Source organism: Methylobacterium brachiatum (genome assembly GCF_020523825.1).
Classification (GTDB): Bacteria; Pseudomonadota; Alphaproteobacteria; order Rhizobiales; family Beijerinckiaceae; genus Methylobacterium; species Methylobacterium brachiatum.
In genome coordinates this window covers 389,968-413,384 of sequence record NZ_JAJALK010000005.1, presented here as the reverse complement: position 1 = coordinate 413,384, position 23,417 = coordinate 389,968, and the positions used below count along the sequence as shown (strand labels likewise).

General features: G+C 70.7%; 27 protein-coding genes and 1 other RNA gene. 15 read left to right on the top strand and 13 right to left on the bottom strand.

Annotation, left to right across the window (positions count from 1 at the left end):
• Positions 1-569: 569 nt before the first annotated feature.
• Positions 570-1,247 (bottom strand): HAD family hydrolase, encoded by a 678-nt coding sequence (locus LGR69_RS14870; RefSeq protein WP_230366474.1) that lies wholly within the window; start codon positions 1,245-1,247, stop codon positions 570-572.
• 227 nt (positions 1,248-1,474) lie between these two features.
• On the opposite strand from LGR69_RS14870, the gene LGR69_RS14865 reads away from it, so the two are divergent.
• The gene (locus LGR69_RS14865) at positions 1,475-1,795 is read left to right on the top strand and encodes a hypothetical protein (RefSeq protein ID WP_007567618.1); all 321 of its coding nucleotides are present in this window, start codon (positions 1,475-1,477) and stop codon (positions 1,793-1,795) included.
• Positions 1,796-1,805: 10 nt separating this feature from the next.
• Here LGR69_RS14865 and LGR69_RS14860 read toward each other — a convergent pair whose 3' ends face one another.
• Positions 1,806-2,270: a PAS domain-containing protein gene (locus tag LGR69_RS14860; RefSeq protein ID WP_280137096.1), complete on the bottom strand. Its 465-nt coding sequence runs from the start codon at positions 2,268-2,270 to the stop codon at positions 1,806-1,808.
• Positions 2,271-2,516: 246 nt separating this feature from the next.
• On the opposite strand from LGR69_RS14860, the gene msrA reads away from it, so the two are divergent.
• A complete protein-coding gene (msrA, locus tag LGR69_RS14855; RefSeq protein WP_230366473.1) occupies positions 2,517-3,173 on the top strand; it encodes a peptide-methionine (S)-S-oxide reductase MsrA in 657 nt (218 codons plus the stop codon).
• Positions 3,174-3,183: 10 nt separating this feature from the next.
• Here the strand turns inward: msrA and LGR69_RS14850 are convergent, their stop codons facing one another.
• From LGR69_RS14850 to mepA, 3 genes are all read right to left on the bottom strand, one after another.
• Positions 3,184-3,339 (bottom strand): hypothetical protein, encoded by a 156-nt coding sequence (locus tag LGR69_RS14850; RefSeq protein WP_230366472.1) that lies wholly within the window; start codon positions 3,337-3,339, stop codon positions 3,184-3,186.
• A 64-nt stretch (positions 3,340-3,403) separates the two neighbouring features.
• On the bottom strand, positions 3,404-3,760 hold the full coding sequence (locus LGR69_RS14845) for a hypothetical protein (RefSeq protein WP_122161651.1): 357 nt from the start codon (positions 3,758-3,760) through the stop codon (positions 3,404-3,406).
• A 19-nt stretch (positions 3,761-3,779) separates the two neighbouring features.
• Complete coding sequence (mepA, locus tag LGR69_RS14840) at positions 3,780-4,715, bottom strand: penicillin-insensitive murein endopeptidase (protein ID WP_091861143.1); 936 nt, start codon at positions 4,713-4,715, stop codon at positions 3,780-3,782.
• Positions 4,716-4,833: 118 nt separating this feature from the next.
• On the opposite strand from mepA, the gene LGR69_RS14835 reads away from it, so the two are divergent.
• Positions 4,834-5,217: a PRC-barrel domain-containing protein gene (locus LGR69_RS14835; RefSeq protein WP_091861140.1), complete on the top strand. Its 384-nt coding sequence runs from the start codon at positions 4,834-4,836 to the stop codon at positions 5,215-5,217.
• A gap of 12 nt (positions 5,218-5,229) precedes the next feature.
• Here LGR69_RS14835 and LGR69_RS14830 read toward each other — a convergent pair whose 3' ends face one another.
• The 4 genes from LGR69_RS14830 to fumC form a co-directional block, all read right to left on the bottom strand.
• Complete coding sequence (locus LGR69_RS14830; protein WP_007567608.1) at positions 5,230-5,847, bottom strand: ParB-like protein; 618 nt, start codon at positions 5,845-5,847, stop codon at positions 5,230-5,232.
• 81 nt (positions 5,848-5,928) lie between these two features.
• The gene (locus tag LGR69_RS14825) at positions 5,929-6,159 is read right to left on the bottom strand and encodes a ribbon-helix-helix domain-containing protein (RefSeq protein ID WP_091861137.1); all 231 of its coding nucleotides are present in this window, start codon (positions 6,157-6,159) and stop codon (positions 5,929-5,931) included.
• A gap of 10 nt (positions 6,160-6,169) precedes the next feature.
• On the bottom strand, positions 6,170-6,373 hold the full coding sequence (locus LGR69_RS14820) for a DUF4169 family protein (protein WP_007567605.1): 204 nt from the start codon (positions 6,371-6,373) through the stop codon (positions 6,170-6,172).
• A 62-nt stretch (positions 6,374-6,435) separates the two neighbouring features.
• The gene (gene fumC, locus LGR69_RS14815; protein WP_230366471.1) at positions 6,436-7,851 is read right to left on the bottom strand and encodes a class II fumarate hydratase; all 1,416 of its coding nucleotides are present in this window, start codon (positions 7,849-7,851) and stop codon (positions 6,436-6,438) included.
• A 121-nt stretch (positions 7,852-7,972) separates the two neighbouring features.
• Between fumC and LGR69_RS14810 the strand changes: the two genes are divergently transcribed.
• Together LGR69_RS14810 and LGR69_RS14805 are read left to right on the top strand one after the other, a co-directional pair.
• Positions 7,973-9,391, top strand: a complete 1,419-nt coding sequence (locus tag LGR69_RS14810; RefSeq protein WP_230366470.1) for a cytochrome P450 — start codon at positions 7,973-7,975, stop codon at positions 9,389-9,391.
• 48 nt (positions 9,392-9,439) lie between these two features.
• Positions 9,440-9,664 carry a hypothetical protein gene (locus tag LGR69_RS14805; protein ID WP_230366469.1) on the top strand — a complete coding sequence of 75 codons (225 nt, stop codon included), beginning with the start codon at positions 9,440-9,442 and terminating at the stop codon, positions 9,662-9,664.
• A 442-nt stretch (positions 9,665-10,106) separates the two neighbouring features.
• Here the strand turns inward: LGR69_RS14805 and LGR69_RS14800 are convergent, their stop codons facing one another.
• Positions 10,107-10,733, bottom strand: coding sequence for an SspB family protein (locus tag LGR69_RS14800; protein WP_007567598.1), 627 nt, complete (start codon positions 10,731-10,733; stop codon positions 10,107-10,109).
• A gap of 66 nt (positions 10,734-10,799) precedes the next feature.
• Positions 10,800-11,182: a transfer-messenger RNA gene (gene ssrA / locus LGR69_RS14795) on the bottom strand.
• Between ssrA and LGR69_RS14790 the strand changes: the two genes are divergently transcribed.
• The 7 genes from LGR69_RS14790 (at position 11,174) to LGR69_RS14760 (ending at position 18,040) form a co-directional block, all read left to right on the top strand.
• The gene (locus LGR69_RS14790; RefSeq protein WP_230366468.1) at positions 11,174-12,031 is read left to right on the top strand and encodes a CPBP family intramembrane glutamic endopeptidase; all 858 of its coding nucleotides are present in this window, start codon (positions 11,174-11,176) and stop codon (positions 12,029-12,031) included. The genes ssrA and LGR69_RS14790 overlap by 9 nt on opposite strands.
• A gap of 98 nt (positions 12,032-12,129) precedes the next feature.
• On the top strand, positions 12,130-12,924 hold the full coding sequence (locus LGR69_RS14785) for a thymidylate synthase (RefSeq protein ID WP_230366467.1): 795 nt from the start codon (positions 12,130-12,132) through the stop codon (positions 12,922-12,924).
• Entirely contained in the window at positions 12,921-13,412 is a 492-nt protein-coding gene (locus LGR69_RS14780) for a dihydrofolate reductase (protein WP_230366466.1), read from the top strand. Before LGR69_RS14785 ends, LGR69_RS14780 begins: the two co-directional genes overlap by 4 nt.
• Before the next feature lie 292 nt (positions 13,413-13,704).
• Positions 13,705-14,901, top strand: a complete 1,197-nt coding sequence (gene hflK, locus LGR69_RS14775) for an FtsH protease activity modulator HflK (RefSeq protein ID WP_007567594.1) — start codon at positions 13,705-13,707, stop codon at positions 14,899-14,901.
• The gene (gene hflC, locus LGR69_RS14770; protein WP_007567593.1) at positions 14,898-15,851 is read left to right on the top strand and encodes a protease modulator HflC; all 954 of its coding nucleotides are present in this window, start codon (positions 14,898-14,900) and stop codon (positions 15,849-15,851) included. Before hflK ends, hflC begins: the two co-directional genes overlap by 4 nt.
• A 107-nt stretch (positions 15,852-15,958) precedes the next feature.
• A complete protein-coding gene (locus LGR69_RS14765; protein WP_091861117.1) occupies positions 15,959-17,506 on the top strand; it encodes a Do family serine endopeptidase in 1,548 nt (515 codons plus the stop codon).
• Positions 17,507-17,740: 234 nt separating this feature from the next.
• Entirely contained in the window at positions 17,741-18,040 is a 300-nt protein-coding gene (locus tag LGR69_RS14760) for a hypothetical protein (RefSeq protein WP_230366465.1), read from the top strand.
• A gap of 4 nt (positions 18,041-18,044) precedes the next feature.
• Here LGR69_RS14760 and serB read toward each other — a convergent pair whose 3' ends face one another.
• Positions 18,045-18,938, bottom strand: a complete 894-nt coding sequence (gene serB / locus LGR69_RS14755) for a phosphoserine phosphatase SerB (RefSeq protein WP_230366464.1) — start codon at positions 18,936-18,938, stop codon at positions 18,045-18,047.
• 14 nt (positions 18,939-18,952) lie between these two features.
• Between serB and miaA the strand changes: the two genes are divergently transcribed.
• Positions 18,953-19,867, top strand: a complete 915-nt coding sequence (gene miaA, locus LGR69_RS14750) for a tRNA (adenosine(37)-N6)-dimethylallyltransferase MiaA (protein WP_230366463.1) — start codon at positions 18,953-18,955, stop codon at positions 19,865-19,867.
• A gap of 97 nt (positions 19,868-19,964) precedes the next feature.
• Here miaA and LGR69_RS14745 read toward each other — a convergent pair whose 3' ends face one another.
• Positions 19,965-20,831 carry an NAD(P)-dependent oxidoreductase gene (locus tag LGR69_RS14745; protein ID WP_091861105.1) on the bottom strand — a complete coding sequence of 289 codons (867 nt, stop codon included), beginning with the start codon at positions 20,829-20,831 and terminating at the stop codon, positions 19,965-19,967.
• A gap of 285 nt (positions 20,832-21,116) precedes the next feature.
• Between LGR69_RS14745 and LGR69_RS14740 the strand changes: the two genes are divergently transcribed.
• Positions 21,117-23,177 carry a carbon starvation CstA family protein gene (locus LGR69_RS14740; RefSeq protein WP_007567587.1) on the top strand — a complete coding sequence of 687 codons (2,061 nt, stop codon included), beginning with the start codon at positions 21,117-21,119 and terminating at the stop codon, positions 23,175-23,177.
• 8 nt (positions 23,178-23,185) lie between these two features.
• Positions 23,186-23,407, top strand: coding sequence for a YbdD/YjiX family protein (locus LGR69_RS14735; protein ID WP_007567586.1), 222 nt, complete (start codon positions 23,186-23,188; stop codon positions 23,405-23,407).
• Positions 23,408-23,417 lie beyond the last annotated feature (10 nt).

Sequence of the window (23,417 nt, the reverse complement as noted above, 5' to 3'; positions counted from 1 at the left end):
GCCAGGGCCGTGCCGGAATGCGGGAAGTGCTGCGAAGGTTCGGTGCGGCTCAGGTCTCGCCGATCACGTCGATCGTGCGGGTCTCTAGCCCCTTGATGTGACGAACGCGCTATCGCCGATCGGGCAGCGCGTGCGCCCGGCGGACCTGCCGTGGCGGGCCGGATCGCGGCCCGTTCAGGCTTTGGCGCGCAGGCCCGGTTTCGACGCGAAACCGAGGGCCATGGGCGCGTCATCCGCTCGGAGTCGACAGCGCCGCCAGCAGGCCGGGGCACCGTGCGCATCACGGAGCGGGTGGCGAAAGGAGCCGGTTCGGATCGACATCCAATGTCCTCCAGACTGAAGGACCGCGCGGCGCGTGCGCCGTCGCAGTGCTTTAGCGTTTGATGACGCGGCGCAAGCTACGCTTCTCAAATCACCGCGGCCGAGGGGGCGGGCCAGGACGTCCGCCCCGTTCGGCGAGGGCAAAGATGGGCCCGGGGCGCCGGCCCGTCAACGGAACGCGCTTCCGATTTTCGGCGCCGGCTTGGCAGGAAACCGGTCCCGCCCGGCCGCCCGGGAGACGCGATGGTTCAGGCCCCGGCGATCACCGCGGCGAGGTCCGCGAAATCCGAGAAGACCCGGCCGGCACCGGCCCGCACCAGGTCGGCCCCCGCCGGGTCGTGGCCCCAATGGCCGCCGCCGGTGAAGCCCGCGACCCGCATGCCGGCGCTCCTCGCCGCGGTGACGCCGGGCACGCTGTCCTCGATCACCAGGCAGGTTTCCGGCGCCGCGCCCATGCGCGCGGCGGCGAACAGGAACAGGTCGGGGAAGGGCTTGCCCCGGGCGACCTGCGCCGAGGAGAAGACGTTCTCGCCGAACAGCGGCAGCAGCCCGGTCAGGCCCAGGGAATGGCGCAGCCGCACCGGGTCGCTGCTCGACGCGACGCAGGACGGCAGGCCCAGGGCCGCGACCGCTTCCGCGACGCCGCGCATCGCCCGCAGCTCGGCATCGAACAGGGCGAGCGTCTCCGCCTTGACCGCCTCGACGAAGCCCGGGGGTGCGGTGACGCCGTAATCGCGCGCGATGTGCTCCATGATCGACACCATGGAGGTGCCGGTGAAGCGCGCCCGCACGGTCTCGAACTCGATGGCGACGCCGATCCGGTTGAGGCCGGCGGTCAGGCAGGCGAGGCTCAGCGGCTCGCTGTCGACCAGGACGCCGTCGCAATCGAAGATCACCAGGCCGGGCTTCTGGGCGTGCGCGTCCAAGGTCGATGGTCCTCGACGGCCCCGCGCCGCCGGGCGTCCCTGTGGCATGGCCCCCGTGGGGCGGCAACCGCGCCTATGCCGCAGCGCACCTTGTGCGTGCCGCAGGCGACTCCAAGCGCGCCGCAGGCGAGTCCATGCGTGCCGCGGCTTGCACCGGGCGGCCCGGCCCCATACTCCCGGGGCGGGCGCCCGCCCGGGCGCGCAGGCATGGCTTAGAAGACCCCGCGATGTTCCGCTTCCTGGCCCGCGTCCTGGGCTTCCTGCTGATGGCCGGCGGCTTCGTCGCGCTGGTCTATGACGGCGCCCGCTCGATCGCCAACAATGGCCTGCGGGTGACGCCGCTCTCGGACGTGATCGCCACCCTGTCCAAGGACAAGTCCGGCACCCTGCAGGGCAGCCTCGAAGGGGCGGCGCCCTGGCTCTGGCACCTGCTGGGCCTGCCGCTGACCCTCGCCCCGGCCTCGCTGATCGGGCTGGGGCTCGGCGCGGTCCTGCTCTGGCTCGGCCAGCCGGGCCGGGAGCCGATCGGGTTCCTGACGAAGCCCTGAGGGCGCGGCCCTACCGCGCCGCGAGCTGGGCGCGGGCCTCGGCGAGTTCGGCCTTCAGCCGCGCGATCTCGGCGGTGAGGGCGTAGTGTTCGCTCACGTCGATCTGGGACGCGAAGTAGTAGACGACCGTCCCGGTCGCGTCCCGCACCGGCCCGACATAGAGCGCGTTCTGGAAGACCGAGCCGTCCTTGCGGTAGTTGAGCAGGTCGATCTTGATGTCGACTCCCTGCCGGATCGCGGCGCGCAGGCGGTCCACCGCGGCCGCCTCGGTCCCGGGCCCCTGCAGGAAGCGGCAATTGCGCCCGGTCACCTCCAGCCGCGTATAGCCGGTGAGGTTGAGGAAGGCGTCGTTCGCGAAGACGATCGGGTTGTCGTATTGCCGCGGATCGGTGACGATCGTTGGCATCCGGGTTGCCCGCACGGCCGCGGCGAACGGGTCGCCCCGGTTCGACTCCGCCCGGAGGTTGTCCAGCACGTGGCTCGTAGCGGTCCAGCCCGCGTCCATCCGGCTCAGCCCTTCACGCCTCAACCTGCGGGTCGAGGCCTCGCGCGCTTACAAGCCGGAAATTGCGGCTCCGGTCCAGTGCTCCGGCTGCGATTTGAACGGCGCGGCGGGTTTTCGCGCGGTCTGTACGGTCGGGACGGAAGCCCGAAGCTTTCTCGCCGGGCCGGGCGTGCCCATATTCGGACCACGCCCTGAAGACCCGGAAGGCCAGAGACGATGTTCCCGTTCCGCAAGCGCCCCGAGATGCCGAGCCCCGCCGACGCCCTGCCGGGCCGCCCGAACCCGATCCCGACCGCCGAGACCCATTTCGTCAACGGCAACCCGCTCAAGGGGCCCTATCCCCCGGGGACCGAGACGATCGTGCTCGGGCTCGGCTGCTTCTGGGGCGCCGAGCGCCGGTTCTGGCAATTGCCGAAGGGCGTGTTCGTCACCGCGGTCGGCTATGCCGGGGGCTACACGCCGAACCCGACCTACGAGGAGGTCTGCACCGGCCAGACCGGCCATAACGAGGTCGTGTTGGTGGCCTTCGACCCCGCGGTGCTGCCGCTCGACGCGCTGCTGCGGACCTTCTTCGAGAGCCACAACCCGACCCAGGGCATGCGCCAGGGCAACGATGTCGGCACGCAGTACCGCTCGGGCATCTACACCAACGGCCCGGAGCAGGAGGCCACCGCCAAGGCCGTGCGCGCGGCCTATGCCGGGGCGCTGCGGGCGCGCGACTTCCCCGACATCACCACCGAGATCGTGCCGCTGGAGACCTTCTACTTCGCGGAGGCCTACCACCAGCAATACCTCGCCAAGAACCCGGCGGGCTATTGCGGGCTCGGCGGCACCGGGGTGAGCTGCCCGGTCGGGACCGGGATCGCCGCCTGACCCTTACGGGTCACCGCGCCCGCGGTGCCGGCGCCGCGGGCGCGGTGACCGCGGCCGGGTCGGGCTGCGGCGTGCTGCTCCTCGGGCTGCGCAGGACGATGAGCACGCCGCCCACGACCGAGAGGGCGAGGGCGGTGACGAGGATGAGGAAAAGCCAGCGGGGCATCCGGTGGCGTTAGCACGTCGCGCCCGGTTCGGCGAACGATCCGCGCGCCGCGTGTCGGAACGCCTCAGCGCGGGACGAACACGCCCGGGACCACCGTGCCCGTCCGGCCGAACATCGCGTCGGCGCGGGTGCAGCTCGCCGGCACGTCCTTCTCGTACACGGCCAGGTAGGACCGGGCCTGCAGCAGCAGGGCATCGCGCTCGAGATCCGCGGGATCGACGCCCATGGCCTGGACGACGCTCTTGAAGCGGTCGCCGTCGGTCCGCAGGGTCTCGCAATGGGTGTTCACGAAGCCGGCCAGCCCGGCGAGCTTGGCCGCCTTGAGGGCATTGGCCGGCGGCTCCGCCGGCGTCTCGCCGAACGCCTGCCCCCCGGCGAGGGTTAGGACGAGCGCCATCGGCAGGAGGCTGCGGATCCGCATTCGGTGACACTCCATCGGGCTACGGCGCCTTCAGCACGGCGCGGCAGGCGGCGGGCAGGGCCGACATGGTCATAGCGGGCTTCGGCTTCGGCGGCACCTTGGGCGGCTTCGGGTGCAGCACCGCGTCCGAGAACCAGTAGCCGAGGTCGTCGCAGCCATCCCCGGCGGCGGGTGCGCCCTGGGGCTGGCAATCGTCCTGGCCGGCCGGGCAGGCGAGCCGGATATGGTAATGGTAATTATGCCCGTACATCGGGCGCACCTTGGACATCCAGCTCCGGCCCGAGGCCTCCCGGCACAAGGCCTTCTTGATCGCCGCGTTGACGAAGATGCGCTCCACCTCCGGCTGCTCGGCGGTGACCTTGATCAATTGCAGATGGGTCGGCGTCCAGACCTCCGGGTCGATGTCGAGGCGGTCGGGGCGGACCATGTCGGTGGCCGAGGTCTCCTCGCGCTCCGCCCGGCTCATGCGGTGGTCCGGCATCGGGGTCAGCCAGATGTCGGCGTCGATGCCGATCTGGTGCGAGGCGTGGCCGGTGATCATCGGGCCGCCGCGGGGCTGGGCCATGTCGCCGACCAGCAGGCCCGGCCAGCCGACCCGGGCGGCCTTCTGCGACAGGCGCTCGACGAAATCGATCAGGTAGGGCGTGCCCCACATCCGGTTGCGGGACGGGCGCATGACCTGCCAGTTCGGCCCGTCGAGGGGCAGCGCCTGCCCGCCGGAAAAGCAGCCCTTGGCGTAGAAGCCGTAGATATGGGCCGGCCCGCTGGAGGCCCGGGTGACGCGTCCGAACAGGGCCTTGGCCGGGGTCGAGGGCGCATCCGGATGCTCGAGCGGCGGCAGCGGCTTCGGGTTGACGCTGCCGCGGTCCTGGGCGTGCGCCCCCGCGGCGGACAGGATCAGGGCGGCGAGCGCGAGGCGCGCGCGGGGATTCGGGGTGAGACGCGGGATCGGCATGCGGGGAGCTGTTCGTCCGGCTGAGGGGGCGGGCGCAGGCCCGGACCGGAACGTCGCCCACGGCCGGGGCGTTTTTCGGGCAGAGATCGAAACGCCGATCACGACCCGGGAGGCGAGCATGGCGGCCAATCCTCAACCCGCGGCGCGGCAGCCGCGCAGCCTGATCGCCAGCGATCGGGTCATCGGCACGGATGTGCGCCGGCCGGACGGCAGCAAGGTCGGCCGGATCGAGCGGCTGATGCTCGACAAGATCTCCGGCCGCGTCGCCTACGCGGTGATGAGCTTCGGCGGCTTCCTGGGCCTCGGCGAGGAGTTCTACACGCTGCCCTGGTCGGTGCTGCACTTCGAGCCCGAGCAGGACGCCTACGTGCTCGACATCACCGAGGAGCAGCTGCGCGCCGCCCCCGCCCGCACCCCCGAGGGCACCGACCCGGCCGCGGACGGCGCCTGGGAGGAGCAGATCCACCGGTATTACGACGCCGCGCCCTATTGGGGGATCTGAGCCGGCGGCGGTTCAACCCTCCGAAGGGCCGCACCAGCCGGGCAGGTAGCCGGCCTCCTTGGACTTGGCGAGCGCCATCGCCTTCTCCAGCGCCTCCGAGAAATCGTTCTCGACGCGCTTCTCCTTGATGTTGCGGCGTAGGAAGTCCGCCCAGAGGAACTCGCTGAACGGCGTCGTGTCCTTCGCGAAGCCGCCGGCCCGGCGCAGCTCGCCGGCGAGACTCCGGAACGGGTCGTCGGCCAGGTCGTCGATCGCCTTGGGGATGTCCTTGAAGTCCCGCCGCACGCCCTCGGCATCGTAGGGATAGACCCAGGATTTGTGGTCGCAGACCGTCCAGAACGCGTCCTTCTCCAGATGGTGCAGGTCGGCCAGCACCGTGACCAGCACGCTCTCCACGCCCTCTTCGTGCAGCGCCCGGGCGAGGTGGTGATGGTCGACCACGTAGTGGTTCTTCTTCGGCCCGAGCACGGTCGGGATCATGTGCGCCCCGAGGAACGCCTTCTTCTTCTCGCCGTCGTAGCTGCGCCACCGCCGACGCTTCTCGGCGACCTCCCGGTAGCCCACCGTCATCTGGGTCGGGCGCAGCTCGGTGATCGGGATCGGCTTGAGCAGCGGTTCGCGGTTGGTCATGACTCGAGCGTCCTGCGTGGTTGTGTCGCGCAGATTCCATACGCGGCGCCGGATCGGAAGGCCGACCCGGCCGGATCGTGCTCACGATTTGCCGATTGGCCCGGCCCGCACCGCGTCCAGCACGAACACCCGGATCGCCGAGGACAGGTTCTGGCCGCCCCGGCCGGCATCGATCGCGCCGATCAGCGCCTGGACCGACTGGCCGCGCGCCTCCGCGACCTCCCGGAGCGCCGCCCAGAACGGGTCCTCCAGGGACACGCTGGTACGATGGCCCGCGATCACCACCGAGCGCTTGCTGAGCCCGGCGCTCACGATGCGCGCGTCATGGGGACGAATCGGGCTCCGGCTCGCCGCGCTCGAGCCGGTGGCCCTCGTGGCGCTCGATCTCCAGGGCCTTGCGCCGCTGCTGCAGGGTCTTGGCCTTCTTCGGACGCCCGAAGGCGATCCGGTTCTCCTCGGCCTTGGCATCCTCGGCCGCGCGGGTCTTGGCCTTGCGGACCTGGCGCAGGTTGATGATCTCGGCCACGGATCGCCTCCCGGTTCCGGAGGCCGACGCAGCGTGACCCGCGCCGGCCGCACTCAAAAAGGTCAGTCGGCGCTGGGGGCCAGCATCGTCTCCGGCCGGACCACGCGCTCGAACTCCTCTTCGGTGACGTAGCCGAGGCGCAGCGCCTCCTCCTTGAGGGTGGTGCCGTTCTTGTGCGCGGTCTTGGCGATCTCAGCAGCCTTGTCGTAGCCGATCGAGGGGGCGAGCGCGGTCACCAGCATGAGCGAGCGGCTCATCAGGTCGGCGATCTTGTCCTCGTTGGCCTTGATGCCGACCACACAATTGTCGGTGAAGCTCACCGCCGCGTCGGCGAGCAGCCGGATCGATTGCAGCACCGCGTTGGCGATCACCGGCTTGAACACGTTCAGCTCGAAATTGCCCTGGGAGCCGGCGAAGCTCACCGTGGTCGCGTTGCCGACCACCTGGCAGCACACCATGGTCAGCGCCTCGCACTGGGTCGGGTTGACCTTGCCGGGCATGATCGAGGAGCCGGGCTCGTTCTCCGGCAGCGACAGCTCGCCGAGGCCCGAGCGCGGGCCGGAGCCGAGCAGGCGAATGTCCTGGGCGATCTTGAACAGGCCGGCGGCCAGCGCCGAGAGCGCGCCCTGCGTGAACACCAGCGCGTCGTGGGTCGCGAGCGCCTCGAACTTGTTGGCGGCGCTGGTGAATTCCAGGCCGGTCAGCGCCGCGACCTTGGCGGCGAACTTGTCGGCGAATTCGGGATGCGCGTTGAGGCCGGTGCCGACCGCGGTGCCGCCCTGGGCGAGCGCCAGCACGCCGGGCAGCGTCGCGGCGACGCGCGAGCCGCCGAGCGCCACCTGGGCGGCGTAGCCGGAGAATTCCTGGCCGAGGGAGACCGGGGTCGCGTCCTGCAGGTGGGTCCGGCCGATCTTGACGATCGATTCGAACGCCTTGGCCTTGGCGTCGAGCGCCGTGTGCAGATGGGTCAGCGCCGGCATCAGCCGGCCGCTGATCTCCCTTGCCACGGCGATGTGCATGGCGGTCGGGAAGGTGTCGTTCGAGGACTGGCCGCGGTTGACGTGGTCGTTCGGGTGGATCGGCGTCTTGCCGCCGCGCTTCCCGCCGCGCGCCTCGTTGGCGAGGCTCGCGATCACCTCGTTGGCGTTCATGTTCGACTGGGTGCCCGAGCCGGTCTGCCAGACCACGAGCGGGAATTCCTCGTCGTACTTGCCGGCCACGACCTCGGCGGCCGCGGCCGCGATGGCGTCGGCGAGCTTGGGCTCCAGCGCGCCCAGATCCTTGTTCACCAGGGCGGCGGCCTGCTTCACCAGGCCCAGCGCGTGGACCAGCGGCGCCGGCATGCGCTCGGTGCCGATCTTGAAGTTCTGGATCGAGCGCTGGGTCTGCGCCCCCCAGTACCGGTGGGCCGGGACCTCGATCGGCCCGAAGGTGTCGGACTCGGTGCGGGTGGCGGTTCCGGTCTCGGTGGGCGACATCGTGGCCTCTACGTTTGGTGCAGTGCGGTGCCTACTTAAATGAGGCGCGGGTGAATCGCGATGCCGGTTTTCCCCGGCGCCGGACAAGAGCGGGGCTCTGTTCCCGCCGGACAAGGAGCCGATGAGCGCGACGATCGACCGAACCGACCGCGATCTGGCCGAGGGGGTGCCCGCCGCCCGGTTCCGCCCGCCCGTGCCCCGTCCGCTGCACGAGCCGCTGGGCCTGTTCGACTTCCTCCGGGCCGCCCGCAAGAACCCGATCACCACCTGGATGGACGTCCACTTCAAGGAGCCGGTGGTGGCCGCCGAGGGCGCCATGGGCCGGATCACCGTGGTCAGCGACCCGGCGCTGATTCGCTACCTCCTGGTCGAGAATGTCGAGGGCTACCGCAAGGACGACCTCCAGCGCCGGGTTCTGGCACCGGGCCTGGGCAACGGCCTGCTCAGCGCCGAGGGCGACGAGTGGCGGCTCCAGCGCCGGACCCTCGCGCCGATCTTCAACGCCCGCACGGTCCAGGGCTTCTCCGACGCGATGAACGCGGCCGGGGCCAAGCTGGGGCGCCGCCTCGCCCGCCGGGGCGGCAAGCCCGTCGACGTCGCCCTGGAGATGACCCGCGTCACCCTCGACGTGCTGGAGCGGACGATTTTTACCCAGGGGCTACCGGGCGATCCGGACGCTTTGGGGCGCGCGATCACCCGGTTCCTGGAGGCCGTGGGGCCGATCGACCCCCTCGACGTGTTCGGGGTGCCCGATTTCGTGCCCCGCATCGGCCGCCTGCGGGCGCGGCCGGCCGGCCGGTTCTTCGCCGAGGTGGTCGACGAGCTCATCGCCCGGCGCAAGGCGGCGATGGCGCGCGGCGAGGCGCCCCGCGACCTGCTGACCCTGCTGCTCGCCGCCCAGGATCCCGAGACCGGCAACGGCCTCTCGGACCTCGCGGTCAAGGCCAACATCGTGACCTTCATCGCGGCCGGGCACGAGACCACGGCCAATTCCCTGACTTGGGCGCTCTACTGCCTGTCGCAGGATCCCGTCGCGCAGGCCCGGGTCGAGGCCGAGGTGGACGCGGCCGGCGAGGGCGATTTCGCCGTCGAGCGGCTGCCCTACACGCGGGCGGTGATCGAGGAGGCGATGCGCCTGTTCCCGCCGGTGCCGTTCCTGAGCCGGCAGGCGACCCGGGACGACCGGCTCGGCCGGATCAAGGTGCCGCGCGGCTCCCTGGTGATGGTGGCGCCCTGGGTGCTCCACCGCCATCGGACGTTGTGGCAGGACCCGGAGGCGTTCATGCCGGAACGCTTCCTGCCGGAGAGCCGGGACGCGATCCCGCGCTTCGCCTACCTGCCCTTCGGCGCCGGCCCGCGGGTCTGCATCGGCCAGAGCTTTTCCATCCAGGAGGCGGTGATCGTGCTGGCCCACGTGGTCCGGGCGGTGCGCTTCCATCTGCCGGCGGATCACCCGCCGGTCACGCCGCTCCACCGGGTGACGCTCCGGCCGGAGCACGGCTTGCGCATGGAGGCGGAGCTGCGGGCCCGAGCGGGTTGACGCGGTCCCTGCCGGCTCGCGCCTTGTGGACCGGGCGGAGCCTCCCCGATGTCCGATACCGCTGCGCCCGCCACGCTGGATTGCGCCGAGACGGAAATGTTCGTGGCGGAGCAGCGTAAGCTGATCGCGGAGCAGTCGAAGCTTCAGGCCGAGGCCCTGAAGATCGGTCGGGATCGCCTGCTCGCCCCGCGCTCCATCGGCTTCGCCGGCATGGCCGCCGCGGCCGCGTTCTTCGGGGCCGGTGCGGCTTTCGTCAAACTGCTCGGCCCGTGACGACCGCCCTTCGAGGCGATGGGCGACAGGGATCGTCGAGGCGCTGGTGAGCGCCGTCCTCTAGCTCGAAACGCCGGCTCGGGCGCATGAAGCCGCGCCGACGACGGATTAGGCGCAGGCGCTCCGCGATATTGAGGTGATCTTTCGGAGGGCGATCGAAGCGCCTCTGCGCCCAGGAACAACCGAATCGCGATCTGCCCGATCCGATGTCGGATGAGGGACGCGAGCGGGAAAGCCCGGCCGTCGTTGGTGAACACATCCGCGGGATGCTGAAGGCTGTTCCGATCGCGAGCATGGCCGTGGCGTCGAAGAACGTCGCGGCGAGCTTCACATCTTCACTGAAGCGTTTCGCGCGATGCGCGCGCTCCGCCGTCGACATGACGGCGGCGCGACGGTCTCGTCTACCGATGAATCCCCGGGCCGACGTTTCGGCCCGGTGCGTTCAGCTCTTCTTCCGGAACGCGTCCAGGCTCACGACCTCGGCGCTGCCCTCCTCGCCGTCCTTCTTGGCGGCGGGGCGGGGGGCCTTCTCGTCCGGCTTGGCGCCGGGCTTGTCGCCCTGGGCGGCCGGCGCCGGCAGGACCTTCGGGGCGGCCGATCCGATCGTGGCGAGCCCGGAGCCCTTCGGCCGGACCTCGCTCGGCTCGGAGCCGGCCCCGCGCGGGCCGGTCTTGGCCGGGGCGGCGTTGGCCTCCTCGGGCACCTCGCCCGCCTCGGTGAGGTCGAACTTCAGGCCGAACTGCACGGAGGGGTCGAAGAAGCCCGACAGGGCGTCGAACGGCACCAGCAGCCGCTCCGGCACGCCCGAGAAGGACAGGCCGACCTCGAACGTGTGCTCGTTGACGCTGAGATCCCAGAACTGATGCTGCAGGACGATGGTCATGTCCTGCGGGTATTTCTCGCGCAGGGCCTGCGACATCCGCACGCCGGGCGCCTCCGTCCGGAACGAGACGTAGAAGTGATGGTCCCCCATCAAGCCGTCCCGGGCGGCGTCGGTCAGCACCTTGCGGACCACCCCGCGAAGGGCGTCCTGCACCAGGAGATCGTAGCGAATCAGGTCGTCTGCCATCTGCGGTCGCGCTCTAGCCCGGTCTGCGCCCGGCGCCCCGCCGCGGATGGCCGGACCGAGGAAATGAGTGAAGGCTTCTGGTGCCGGGCGCCTTCCTGCCCCGCCTACGCGATGCTAACCGCGAGGACTTGAGACCGATCTTGGAGACCGCTTACGCGGCCACCGCCACCGGAGCAAAGTTGTCGTTGGCAACTCTTGCAGCGGCCCGATAACGGCGGAACCATGCCGAGCGAAAGATCTACCTTTACGCCTTCGTCGATCCTAGCTTCGCCCCCGCCTGAGACCAGTCCAGCTCCGTCGGCCTTGCGGCCATCGGTCCTGGGCTCAGGTGGAGGCGCCGGGTACCGCCCCCGGGTCCGATAGGTTTATTTCGAAGACCGTTTATCGCCATAGCCGGCCTCGCGACCGGCTCCCAAGATATAGAGGGGATCGGTCCGGTTTTGAAGCCCGATCGTGTCGCGCCACTGTCTCAGGGCGAACCTCTTGATGCGGCTGTTGCCGGAAATGCGCAGTCGCGCGGTTCCGCGCCCGACGGGTCGAGCCGGCTCGACCGGATCTGGAGGGCGACCTGGCGCCTCGGCGCGCTCGTCGCCCTCGTGCTGGTCTATCTCGGCGCCGCGAGCCTGCTGTCCCTCGCCAGCGTCCGGGTCGGCTTCGACCTCTGGGCCGGGATCGACCCGTTCCTGCCGCCGGAGCGGCGCCCGTTCCTCGGCGCGGTGGACCTCGCTCACCGCGCCTTCGCGGTCGACGCCCTGCGCCAGGTCTACCTCGCCGCCCTGGTGCTCGGCGGGGCGTGGTGGCGCGACCGGGCCGGCTGGCGTCGGCGCTTGGCGCTCGATCGCGAGCGCCCGAACGGGATGCGCCCGGTCGCGCTGCTGGCGCTCCTCCTGGTTTGGCCGGTGCTGCACATCGCCTGGGTCACCGGCACGGCCGAGTTGTTCGGCGCGAGCTTCGGCCGGAAGGTGACGCTGTCGCCGTTCATGAGCCAGAGCGCGGTCGTGGCCTGGCTGCTCTATCTCGCGGTGCTGGCCCCCGTGGCCGAGGAGCTGCTGCTGCGCGGCGAGGCCTTCGCCCGTGCCCGCGACGCGGTCGGGCCGGTCGGCGCGATCCTGGCCACCGCCGTGATCTTCGCCGCCGCCCATGTCTCGTCCTGGGGGCTCGCCCGGCCGGTCTCTCTGCTGCCCTTGGCGCTGGTGCTCGGCTGGCTGCGCTGGCGCACCGGCCGGCTCTGGCCCGGCATCGCCCTGCATGGCTGGTCGAACCTCGCTCTGGTGACCTACGTGCTCTGGCCGACCTGAGCGCGGGACGACGGTCAGGCCCCTTCGTCACCGGTGATGATCGTGGATAGACTGGTCGTGCGCTTGCCCGCGGCCCCTCTCACGCGCAGGACTATCCGATGGACGCCTATCACAGCCTGCTGCGGCGCATCCTCGACGAGGGCGTGGCCAAGGACGACCGGACCGGAACCGGGACGCTCTCGGTGTTCGGCCACCAGATGCGCTTCGACCTGTCCGCGGGCTTCCCGCTGGTCACCACGAAGCGACTGCATCTCCGCTCGATCATCCACGAGCTGCTCTGGTTCCTGGCGGGCGACACCAACGTCGCCGCCCTGCGGGCCAACGGCGTGACGATCTGGGACGAGTGGGCGGACGAGCACGGCGATCTCGGCCCGGTCTACGGCCGGCAATGGCGCTCCTGGGCCAAGCCCGACGGCGGCAGCGTCGACCAGATCGCCTGGCTGCTCGGCGAGATCCGGCGCAACCCCGATTCCCGTCGCCTGATCGTCTCGGCCTGGAATCCGGCGGATCTCGACCGGATGGCGCTCGCCCCCTGCCACTGCCTGTTCCAGTTCTACGTGAGCGACGGGCGCCTCTCCTGCCAGCTCTACCAGCGCTCCGCCGACGCCTTCCTGGGCGTGCCGTTCAACATCGCGAGCTACGCGCTCCTGACCCACATGATCGCCCAGGTGACGGGGCTCGGGGTCGGCGACTTCGTGCACACGTTCGGCGACGCGCATCTCTACCGGAACCACCTGGAACAGACCCGGACCCTGCTGGACCGGGCGCCGCGCCCGCTGCCGCGGCTCGAGCTCAACCCGGAGGTCCGCGACCTTTTCGCCTTCCGGTACGAGGACATCACCATCGCGGGCTACGACCCGCACCCGGCCATCTCGGCCCCGGTGGCGGTATGAGCCCCGCCATCGCGCTGGTCGTGGCGGTCGCCCGCAACGGCGTGATCGGCCGCGACAACGGGCTCGCCTGGCACCTGTCCAGCGACCTGAAGCGGTTCAAGGCGCTCACCATGGGCAAGCCGATGCTGATGGGCCGGCGGACCTGGGCCTCGATCGGGCGCCCGCTTCCGGGTCGCCGCACCCTGGTGCTCACCCGCGACCGCGGCTTCCACGCCGAGGGCGCCGAGATCGTCCACGACTGGGACGCCGCCGTCGCGGCCGCGGCCGCACCGGAGCTGATGGTGGTGGGCGGGGCCGAAATCTACGCTCTGGCCCTGCCGCATGCCGACCGGCTCCACCTCACCGAGGTCGAGGCGGAGCCGGAGGGCGATGTGCGCTTTCCTGTCTTCGATCGCGCCGCGTTCCGGGAGACGTTCCGCGAGGCGCACCCGGCCGGTCCGCGCGACGAGCACGCCTTCGCGTTCGTCGATTGGGCGCGCATCCGCTGAGGCGCGCCGCCGCGGTTGTCTTCCGGCCTGTGCGTGCCCACCTGCCAGCCTTGACAGCATGGGGCGCACACCCGCAGGTGCCTGTCGGGCATGCGTTCTCATGGGGCTCCGCGCCTCGCGAGAAGAGACGCCCGCGCAGGCGTTTAGCCGCCAAACCAACCCGCCCGCACCGCGAGCGGGCCGGTGGGCGGGACTAGGCGGGTGAGCGTGGCCGTTCAGGCAGGGAGACGCAGCCCGGGGAGCACGCTCAGCGTGCGGACCGGGCGCGGGCAGGCAGGAGACGACGGCTAGGATGCTTTGGAGCAATCAGAGCGGCGGTGGCGGCGGCGGCCCGTGGGGTCGGCCCGGCGGCAACGGCGGCGGCCCGTGGGGTGGCGGCGGCGGCGGCAAGACCCCGCCCAACCTTGAGGACCTGCTCCGGCGCGGGCAGGACCGCCTGCGCGGTCTGATCCCGGGCGGTGGCAACACCGGCGGCGGCTATGGCGGCGGCAGCCCGAGCGGCATCGGCGGCGGACGCAGCGCCGCGGTGATCGCGGCGCTGGCCGTCGCGGTCTGGCTCGCCACCGGCTTCTACACCGTCTACCCGCGCCAGGTCGGCATCGAGACGATCTTCGGCCGCTACGTCGGCACCAAGGGCGAGGGCCTGCGCTACAACTTCCCCTATCCGATCGGCGGCGTGGTCAAGCCGGATGTCGGCTCCCAGAACTCCATCCAGATCGGCTTCCGCGCCGGCCCCGGCGGCCAGGGCCGCAACCGCGACGTCCCGGACGAGAGCCTGATCCTCACCGGTGACGAGAACATCGTCGATCTTGATTTCGAGGTGCAGTGGCGGATCAACCCGCTCAAGGCCTCCGACTTCGTGTTCAACCTCCAGAATCCCGAGGGCACCATCAAGGCGATCTCCGAGAGCGCGATGCGCGAGGTGATCGGCCGCCGTAACATCCAGGCGATCCTGACCAACGAGCAGTCGAGCATCGCCCAGGAGGTCAAGGAGATGGTCCAGAAGGCCCTGGACGAGTACGGCGCCGGCGTGCGCATCGAGGTGGTGCAGCTCGTCTCGGTGAACCCGCCGCCGGAAGTCCGGCCGGCCTTCATCGACGTGAACGCCGCCCAGCAGGACGCCGACACGGCGCAGAACGAGGCCAAGACCTACGCCAGCCGTGAGGTGCCACAGGCAAGAGGCCGGGCGTCGCAAATCTTCCAGCAGGCCGAGGCCTACCGGACGAAGGCGACCGCCGACGCCACCGGCCAGGCCGCGCGCTTCAGCGAGGTCTACGCCTCCTACAAGGCCGCCCCGGCCATCAGCCGCGAGCGGCTCTTCCTGGAGACGATGGAGAAGGTCCTGGGCTCCGTGAACAAGGTGATCATCGACCAGAACGGCGCGCAGCCGGGCTCGGGCACCGCCGCGGCGGGCGTCCTGCCGGTTCTGCCGCTCACTGAGTTCGGCGCCCGCGCCCAGTCCCCGGCCGCCACGGGAGCCGCCCGATGAAACAGGCTCTCCGCACCGGCCTGATCGCCATCGCGGCGATCGTCGCGATCGGGCTCTACGCCTCGATCTTCACCGTCGGCCAGATGCAGCAGGCCCTCGTCCTGCAATTCGGCCGCGTCCGCGCGGTGCTCAACGCCACCGGCGAGGAAAAGCCCGGCCTCTACTTCAAGGTGCCGTTCGTCGAGAACGTCGTGATCTTCGACAAGCGCGTGCTCGACCTCGACCTGCCGGTGCAGACGGTGCTCACCGCCGACCGGCAAAACCTGGAGGTGGACGCCTTCGCGCGCTACCGCATCCTCGATCCGCTGCGCTTCTACCAGGCGGTAGGCAATATCGGGCTCGCCAACCAGCGGCTCGCCAGCTTCACCAATTCCGGCCTGCGCAACGTGCTCGCCCGCTCGACCCGCGACGCCATCGTCAAGACCGAGCGCGGCCAGCTGATGCACCAGATCCAGGAGGACGTGAACCGGCAGGCCAAGGCGCTCGGCATCGAGATCGTCGACCTCCGGATGACCCGGGTTGATCTCCCGGCGCAGAACTCCGCCGCCGTCTACAAGCGGATGAAGACCGAGCGCGAGCGCGAGGCCGCCGACATCCGCGCCAACGGCGACCAGAGCGCCGCCACGATCCGGGCCAAGGCCGACCGCGAGGTCACCGTGATCCTCGCCGAGGCGACCCAGAAATCCGAGCAGCTGCGCGGCCAGGGCGACGCCGAGAAGAACCGGATCCTCGCCGAGGCGTTCAGCAAGGACCCGGACTTCTTCAGCTTCTACCGCTCGATGCAGGCCTACGAGACCGGGCTGAAGGGCTCCGATACGCGGCTGGTCATCAGCCCCAGCTCGGACTTCTTCCGCTACTTCAGCGATCCGCAGGGTCGGGCGACGGCCTCGGCGCCGCGCACGCCCCGCGGGCCCACGGACCCGACCGCCTCGACCGGCGCGACGCGCTGACCGCTGGCGCCCCGGCGCCAGCGGATTACGATGCGAGACAATCCGCGGGCGGCCGATCCCGGTCGGCGGCCCGCGCAACCGGAAACGCGTTCTTGAAGAGGTCGACCATGCACCCCGTCGCGAGCGCCCGCCGGGCGCCCTTCGGCCGCGCGCAGGCGCAGCCCCGTTCCCGCGCCCGCTCCTTCATGGCGGCGATCCTGGTCGGCGCCTCGTTCGCGACCGCGTCCCTGCCGGTCCCGGCCTTCGCCAAGGGCCCGGCCTCCCTGGCCGACCTCGCCGATCAGGTCACCGACGCGGTGGTCAACATCTCCGCCTCCACCACGGTCGAGGCGCGCAACAGCCGCGCCATGCCGCAGCTGCCCCCGGGCACGCCCTTCGAGGACCTGTTCGAGGAGTTCTTCAACCGCCGCGGCGGCGGTGGCGGAAAGGGCGGCGAGCGCGGCGACAACGACACCCCGCGCCAGCAGCGCAAGTCGAACTCCCTGGGCTCCGGCTTCATCATCGACGCCTCCGGGATCGTGGTCACCAACAACCACGTCATCGGCGACGCCAACGACATCCAGGTGATCCTGCACGACGGCACCAAGCTGAAGGCCGAGATCATCGGCAAGGATTCGAAGATCGACCTGGCCGTGCTGCGGGTGAAGCCCACCGCCGAGCGCCCGCTGAAGGCGGTGCCGTTCGGCAAGTCCGACACGATGCGCCCCGGCGACTGGGTGATCGCCATCGGCAACCCGTTCGGGCTGGGCGGCTCGGTCTCGGCCGGCATCGTCTCGGCGCGCGGCCGGAACATCGAGTCCGGACCCTACGACAACTACATCCAGACCGACGCGGCCATCAACAAGGGCAATTCGGGCGGCCCGCTGTTCAACATGGACGGCGAGGTGATCGGCATCAACACGGCGATCCTGTCGCCCACCGGCGGCTCGGTGGGCATCGGCTTCGCGGTGCCCTCGGACACGGCCAAGCCCGTGATCGACCAGCTGCGCGACTTCGGTGAGGTCCGGCGCGGCTGGCTCGGCGTGCGCATCCAGAACGTCGACGACGCCACCGCCGAGGCGCTCAACCTCAAGGGCGGCGCCCGCGGCGCCCTGGTGGCCGGCGTCGACGAGAAGGGCCCGGCCAAGACCGCCGGGATCGATGTCGGCGACGTCATCGTGAAGTTCAACGGCGCCCCCGTGAAGGCCTCGGGCGACCTGCCCCGGATCGTCGCTTCGACCCCGGTCGGCCAGAAGGTCGACGTGGTCGTGGTCCGCAAGGGCGAGGAGCTGACCAAGCCGGTCACGCTCGGCCGGCTCGAGGATACCGACAAGCCGCAACTCGCCAACCTGCGCCAGCCCGAGCCCGAGAGCGCGACCCGTCAGGCGCTTGGCCTCAACCTCTCCGGCATCACCGACGAGCTGCGCAAGAAGTTCGGGATCAAGGATACCGTGAAGGGCGTGGTCGTCACCCGCGTCGATCCGAACTCGACCGCGGCCGACAAGCGGATCCAGCCCGGCGAGGTGATCGTCGAGGTCGGCCAGGAGGCGGTGAACACCCCCGCCGACGTGACCAAGCGGGTCGAGGCGCTCAAGAAGGACGGGCGCAAGTCGGTCTTGCTGCTGGTGGCGAGCGCCACCGGCGACGTGCGCTTCGTGGCGCTCGGGCTCGAATAAGAGCCTCTCACAAAACTCCCGCCGCACCGTCGCGTGCGAAGGGAGAGCTCCCGGGAACCGGGAGTTTTGTGAGGTGCTCTAAGCCGATCCCGCATCGAGACACCGAGGGCCGTCGCTCCGAGAGGATGCGGCGGCCTTCGCGTTTTCGGGGATGGGAGCGGCTGCATTGACGCGGCGGATCGGTGCCGCACACCGCTCCGGCGAGTCGGTGCGGCTCGGAGTCCGTCGAACGCCATGATCGCCGTCGCCTTCGACACGCTGAAATTCGCCCGCGCCCTGCGCGAGAAGGCGAAGCTGTCGCCCGAGCAGGCGGAAGGGTTCGCCGACGCGCTGGCGGACATCCAGGTCGTCCGCGGGGACATCGAAGCCCTGAAGATCCAGACCCGCGGCGATATCGCAGCGCTGCGGCTCACGACTCAGGCCGATATCGCGTCCGCGAACGTCGAAACTTTGCGCTGGCTCGTTGGCGCGATCGGCTTTCAGACTTTGGCCGTCCTCGGCGCGGTGATCACGCTCACCCGCACCTTTCACTGAACCCTCACCCCACGAACTCGGCCGCGGTGTAGCCCTGCAGGTACAGGAGCGCGGTGAGGTCGCCGTGCTCGATCCGGACCCGGGCGGCGGCCGCCACCGCGGGCTTGGCCCGGAAGGCGACGCCGAGGCCGGCTTCCGCCAGCATGTCGAGGTCGTTGGCGCCGTCGCCGACCGCCAGGGTCTCGGCGGGGGCGAGCCCGAGGGCGTCGCGCAGCGCGATCAGCGTCGCGCGCTTCTCCGCCTTGCCGACGATCGGGTCTTCCACGGTGCCGGTGAGCCGCCCGTCCGCCACGCCGAGCACGTTGGCCCGATGCTCCTCGAAGCCGATCATCCCGGCGATCGGGCCGGTGAACAGGGTGAAGCCCCCGGAGACCAGGCAGGTCCGGGCGCCGTGCGCCCGCATCGTCCGCACCAGCGTCGGGCCGCCCGGGGTGAGGCTGAGCTGATCGGCGATCAGCCCGTCCACCGCCGTGACGGGAATGTCCTTGAGGAGCGCCACGCGCTCGCGCAGAGCCGGCTCGAACGCGATCTCGCCGCGCATCGCCCGCTCGGTGATCGCCGCGACATGGTCCTTGAGACCCAGCGTCCCGGCGAGCTCGTCGATGCATTCCTGCTCGATCATGGTCGAATCCATGTCGGCCAGGAACAGCCGCTTGCGCCGATGCGCGTCGGCCGGCAGCACGGCGAGGTCGATCGGCTCGCCGGAGAGCGCGGTCCGCAGCCGTTCCGTCAGAGCACCCGCGTCAGCGGGATCGCCCGGCACCAGGATTTCGGCGGCGACCTCCCCGTGCAGGATCCGCGGCGGGTGCTCCGTCCCGAGCACGGCGCGCGCCTCGGCCAGCACCGCACCGGTGATGGACGGCCGAGCCGGGTTTGCTATCAGGACCGCGACCAGCATCGTGGAGTTTCGCCTTGCCAGACCGGGAGGAGACCGGGGGGCGCCCGGCGGCGATCCTCATCGCAGGGCCCACCGCCTCGGGCAAGTCGGCGCTGGCCGCCCGTCTGGCGCTGCGCCACGGCGGCGTGGTGATCAACACCGATTCGATGCAGGTCTATCGCGACCTGCGCCGCCTCACCGCCCGGCCCGACCCCGAGGAAGAGGCGCGGGTGCCCCACCGGCTCTACGGCCATGTCGACGGGGCGGTGAACTATTCCGTCGGGCATTTCTCCCGGGACGCGACCGCGCTGCTAGCGGAGCTCGACGGCCGGCTGCCGATCTTCGTCGGCGGCACCGGCCTGTATTTCCGGGCCCTGGAGCAGGGATTTTCCGAGCTGCCGCCGGTCCCCGACGCGGTGCGCGCGCAGGTACGGGAGGCGGCCGAGGGTCGCCCGACCGAGGCCCTGCACGCCGACCTCGCCCGGCACGACCCGGACGGCGCCGCCCGCCTGCGCCCGAGCGACCGCATGCGGGTGATGCGCGCCCTGGAGATCTTCCTGGCCACGGGCCGGCCGATCGCGAGTTTTTATGGCGACCCCGTGCCCGGGCCGCTCGCCGGCCGGAACCTCCAGAAACTGTTCCTGGCGCCCGACCGGGCGGAGCTGCGCGCCCGCATCGACGCCCGCTTCCGCACGATGATCGCCGAGGGCGCCCTCGACGAGGTGTCCCGCCTGCACGCCCGGCGTCTCGACCCGATGCTGCCGGTGATGCGCGCCCACGGCGTGCCGGGCCTGATCGCCCATCTCGACGGGGCGCTGGATCTAGAAGAAGCGATCGCCCGCGGTCAGGCCGATACGAGGGCCTATGCCAAGCGGCAATTTACGTGGTTCCGCCACCAGATGGGCACGGATTGGCGCTGGCTCGATCCGGACGAGGCGACTGGGTTGTGAGGGCGATGTCTTAACTGGAGCCGCCGTCGCACAGCTTTCCAGGCGGGGCGTAGGTTCCCCTCTCCCCGCAAGCGGGGCGAGGGGAGATGTGCCAGCCTCAGCGCTCCAGCCGCGCCACCAGGCTCGACGTGTCCCAGCGGTTGCCGCCCATCGCCTGCACTTCGGCGTAGAATTGGTCGACCAGCGCCGAGACCGGGAGCTTGGCACCGTTGCGGCGGGCCTCGTCCAGTAGGATGCCGAGATCCTTGCGCATCCAGTCGACCGCGAAGCCGAAGTCGAACTTGCCCTGGTTCATGGTCTTGCCGCGATTCTCCATCTGCCAGGAGCCGGCGGCGCCCTTGGAGATCACGTCGAGCACCGCCTCGACGTCGAGGCCGGCGCGCTTGGCGAAGTGGACGCCCTCGGACAGGCCCTGGACCAGGCCGGCGATGCAGATCTGGTTGACCATCTTGGTGAGCTGGCCGGAGCCCACCGGGCCCATCAGCCGGCAGGCGCGGGCGAAGGCGCCGATCGCCGCCTCGACCTTGGCGTAGGTCTCCGGCTCGCCGCCGCACATCACGGTGAGCACGCCGTTCTCGGCGCCGGCCTGGCCGCCGGAGACCGGCGCGTCGATGAAGCCGAGCCCCTTGGCCTTGGCCACCTCGGCGAGTTCCCGGGCGACCTCGGCCGACGCGGTGGTGTGGTCGACGAAGACCGAACCGGCCGCCATGCCGGCGAGCGCGCCGTCATCGCCCAGCACGACGCTGCGCAGGTCGTCGTCGTTGCCGACGCAGGCGAACACGATCTCGGCGCCCGCGACCGCCTCCCGGGGCGTGGCCGCGAAGGCGCCGCCATGGGCCTTCACCCAGGCCTCGGCCTTGGGCGTGGTCCGGTTGTAGACGGTGACGTCGTGGCCCTTCTTGGCCAGGTGCCCGGCCATCGGGCCGCCCATCACGCCGAGACCCAGGAATGCGACCTTCGCCATGGTTGTCCGCTCCTCCGAGGGCCGGACCGCGCCGGCGCCCTTCCTTCGCTCACGCCGGGCGGCGACGGGGTCCACAGGCCGGCCCGTGAGGGCGGTCGGGGCCGTGCCGATGACCCGATGTGACAGATTGGGGCGTCATGCCGCCCGCGAAGCTGCATCACAGCTCGGATCGCTTGCGTCAACGCCGGACGAATAGGATAAACCGCCGGTGTAGCCCGGGACCCGCGAGTCCCAGCCGGCGGCCTTGGGCGGCCCCGAGCGCGAGGCAATCGAAGGGAACGCGAGATGGGTACGGCGATCGGCAGGCACGGGCCATGGGCCCTCGTGGGAGCGCTCGGCGCCGCGGCTTTGGCGATCGTGGCCAGCCAGCGCGGCGAGACGATCAACGCCCTCTGGATCGTGGTCGCGGCGGTCTGCGTCTACATGATCGCCTACCGCTACTATTCCAAGTTCATCGCCGAGAAGGTGATGCGTCTCGACCCGAAGCGCCTCACGCCGGCGGTGCGCCACAATGACGGGCTCGACTACGTGCCCACCAATCGCGGCGTCCTGTTCGGCCACCATTTCGCGGCGATCGCGGGCGCGGGCCCGCTGGTCGGCCCGGTCCTGGCGGCGCAGATGGGCTACCTGCCCGGCATGCTGTGGATCCTGGCCGGCGTGGTGCTGGCCGGCGCGGTCCAGGACTTCATGGTCCTGTTCGTGTCGATGCGCCGGGACGGCCGGTCGCTCGGCGAGCTGATCCGGGCCGAGCTCGGCACCGTGCCGGGCATCATCGCGCTGTTCGGCACCTTCCTGATCATGGTGATCCTGCTGGCCGTGCTGGCGCTGATCGTGGTCAAGGCGCTGGCCGAGAGCCCGTGGGGCACCTTCACGGTGATGTCGACGATCCCGATCGCCATGCTGATGGGCGTCTACTCGCGCTACATCCGCCCGGGCCGGATCGGCGAGGTCTCGATCCTCGGCTTCGTCCTGCTGATGCTGGCCATCGTGGGCGGCGGCTCGGTGGCCGCGAGCCCGGTCTGGGGCCCGGCCTTCACCTTCACGGGCCCGCAGCTGTGCTGGATGCTGATCGGCTACGGCTTCGTGGCCTCGATCCTGCCGGTCTGGCTGCTGCTGGCGCCGCGGGACTACCTCTCGACCTTCCTCAAGATCGGCACCATCGTCGGGCTGGCGCTGGGCATCGCCGTCGTCGCCCCGCACCTGCAGATGCCCGCGATGACGAAGTTCGTCGACGGCACCGGCCCGGTCTGGGCGGGCGGCCTGTTCCCGTTCCTGTTCATCACCATCGCGTGCGGCGCGGTCTCGGGCTTCCACGCCCTGATCTCGTCCGGCACCACGCCGAAGCTCATCGCCAACGAGGCGGATGCCCGCTTCATCGGCTACGGCGGCATGCTGATGGAATCCTTCGTGGCGATCATGGCGCTGGTCTCGGCCTGCGTGATCGACCCGGGCGTCTACTTCACCATGAACTCGCCCGCGGCGCTGCTCGGCACCACCCCCGAGACCGCCGCCGCGGCCGTGACCAAGCTCGGCTTCGCCACCACCCCCGAGGTGATCACCCAGACGGCGGCGGATGTCGGCGAGCACACGATCATCTCGCGCGCCGGCGGCGCCCCCACCCTGGCGGTGGGCATGGCCCACATCATCTCCTCGGCCATCGGCGGCAAGGCGATGATGGCGTTCTGGTACCACTTCGCCATCCTGTTCGAGGCCCTGTTCATCCTCACGGCCGTGGATGCGGGCACGCGCGCCTGCCGGTTCATGGTGCAGGATCTCGTCGCCCTGGCGGTGCCCTCGTTCAAGAACACCACCTCCTGGGGGCCGAGCATCGCGGCCACCGCCATCGCGGTCGGCGCCTGGGGCTACTTCCTGTACCAGGGCGTGACCGACCCGCTCGGCGGCATCAACACCCTGTGGCCGCTCTTCGGCATCTCCAACCAGATGCTGGCCGCGGTGGCGCTGACGCTCTGCACGGTGGTGATCTTCAAGATGAAGCGCGAGCGCTACGCGTTCGTGACCATCATCCCGACCGCGTGGCTGTGCCTGTGCACCCTCACGGCCGGCTGGCAGAAGCTGTTCTCCGCCGACCCGAAGATCGGGTTCCTGGCCCATGCCGAGCGCTACGCGACGGCTGCGGCCGAGGGCAAGCTCCTGGCCCCGGCCAAGAACGCCGCCCAGATGGACCAGATCATCCTCAACGACCGGATCGACGCCGTGCTGGCGGCCCTGTTCATCGGCCTCGTGGTCGCCATCGCGGGCTTCGGCATCGCCGCCTGCCTGAAGGCGTGGCGGGCCGACCGCTGGACCGCCCTCGAGACCGAGCCGCGCCTGGCCGCGGCGGAGTAGGGCGCGCCATGGAACCACAGCAGAGCCTGCGCCGCCGCCTCCAGACGCTGTCCAAATGCGTCTGCGACGGCGCCCGCCTGATGGTGGGGCAGGGGGATTACGCGGCCTATGCCGCCCATATCCGCCAGACCCATCCCGACCAGGCGCCGATGTCGGAGCTGGAGTTCTTCCGTAACCGCGAGAACGCCCGCTTCGGCGTGGGGAACACCTCGGGATTCCGCTGCTGCTGACGGGCGTGAT

Bases quoted from the DNA above. Each gene is read 5' to 3' on its own strand.
- hflC (WP_007567593.1), top strand. From the start codon at position 14,898: ATGAAACAGGCTCTCCGCACCGGCCTGATCGCCATCGCGGCGATCGTC.
- LGR69_RS14765 (WP_091861117.1), top strand. From the start codon at position 15,959: ATGCACCCCGTCGCGAGCGCCCGCCGGGCGCCCTTCGGCCGCGCGCAG.
- LGR69_RS14805 (WP_230366469.1), top strand. From the start codon at position 9,440: ATGTCCGATACCGCTGCGCCCGCCACGCTGGATTGCGCCGAGACGGAA.
- LGR69_RS14785 (WP_230366467.1), top strand. From the start codon at position 12,130: ATGGACGCCTATCACAGCCTGCTGCGGCGCATCCTCGACGAGGGCGTG.
- serB (WP_230366464.1), bottom strand. From the start codon at position 18,938: ATGCTGGTCGCGGTCCTGATAGCAAACCCGGCTCGGCCGTCCATCACC.
- mepA (WP_091861143.1), bottom strand. From the start codon at position 4,715: ATGCCGATCCCGCGTCTCACCCCGAATCCCCGCGCGCGCCTCGCGCTC.
- LGR69_RS14850 (WP_230366472.1), bottom strand. From the start codon at position 3,339: ATGCCCCGCTGGCTTTTCCTCATCCTCGTCACCGCCCTCGCCCTCTCG.
- fumC (WP_230366471.1), bottom strand. From the start codon at position 7,851: ATGTCGCCCACCGAGACCGGAACCGCCACCCGCACCGAGTCCGACACC.
- LGR69_RS14810 (WP_230366470.1), top strand. From the start codon at position 7,973: ATGAGCGCGACGATCGACCGAACCGACCGCGATCTGGCCGAGGGGGTG.
- LGR69_RS14745 (WP_091861105.1), bottom strand. From the start codon at position 20,831: ATGGCGAAGGTCGCATTCCTGGGTCTCGGCGTGATGGGCGGCCCGATG.
- LGR69_RS14760 (WP_230366465.1), top strand. From the start codon at position 17,741: ATGATCGCCGTCGCCTTCGACACGCTGAAATTCGCCCGCGCCCTGCGC.
- LGR69_RS14845 (WP_122161651.1), bottom strand. From the start codon at position 3,760: ATGCGGATCCGCAGCCTCCTGCCGATGGCGCTCGTCCTAACCCTCGCC.
- LGR69_RS14735 (WP_007567586.1), top strand. From the start codon at position 23,186: ATGGAACCACAGCAGAGCCTGCGCCGCCGCCTCCAGACGCTGTCCAAA.
- msrA (WP_230366473.1), top strand. From the start codon at position 2,517: ATGTTCCCGTTCCGCAAGCGCCCCGAGATGCCGAGCCCCGCCGACGCC.
- LGR69_RS14780 (WP_230366466.1), top strand. From the start codon at position 12,921: ATGAGCCCCGCCATCGCGCTGGTCGTGGCGGTCGCCCGCAACGGCGTG.
- LGR69_RS14800 (WP_007567598.1), bottom strand. From the start codon at position 10,733: ATGGCAGACGACCTGATTCGCTACGATCTCCTGGTGCAGGACGCCCTT.
- LGR69_RS14835 (WP_091861140.1), top strand. From the start codon at position 4,834: ATGGCGGCCAATCCTCAACCCGCGGCGCGGCAGCCGCGCAGCCTGATC.
- hflK (WP_007567594.1), top strand. From the start codon at position 13,705: ATGCTTTGGAGCAATCAGAGCGGCGGTGGCGGCGGCGGCCCGTGGGGT.
- LGR69_RS14740 (WP_007567587.1), top strand. From the start codon at position 21,117: ATGGGTACGGCGATCGGCAGGCACGGGCCATGGGCCCTCGTGGGAGCG.
- LGR69_RS14830 (WP_007567608.1), bottom strand. From the start codon at position 5,847: ATGACCAACCGCGAACCGCTGCTCAAGCCGATCCCGATCACCGAGCTG.
- LGR69_RS14865 (WP_007567618.1), top strand. From the start codon at position 1,475: ATGTTCCGCTTCCTGGCCCGCGTCCTGGGCTTCCTGCTGATGGCCGGC.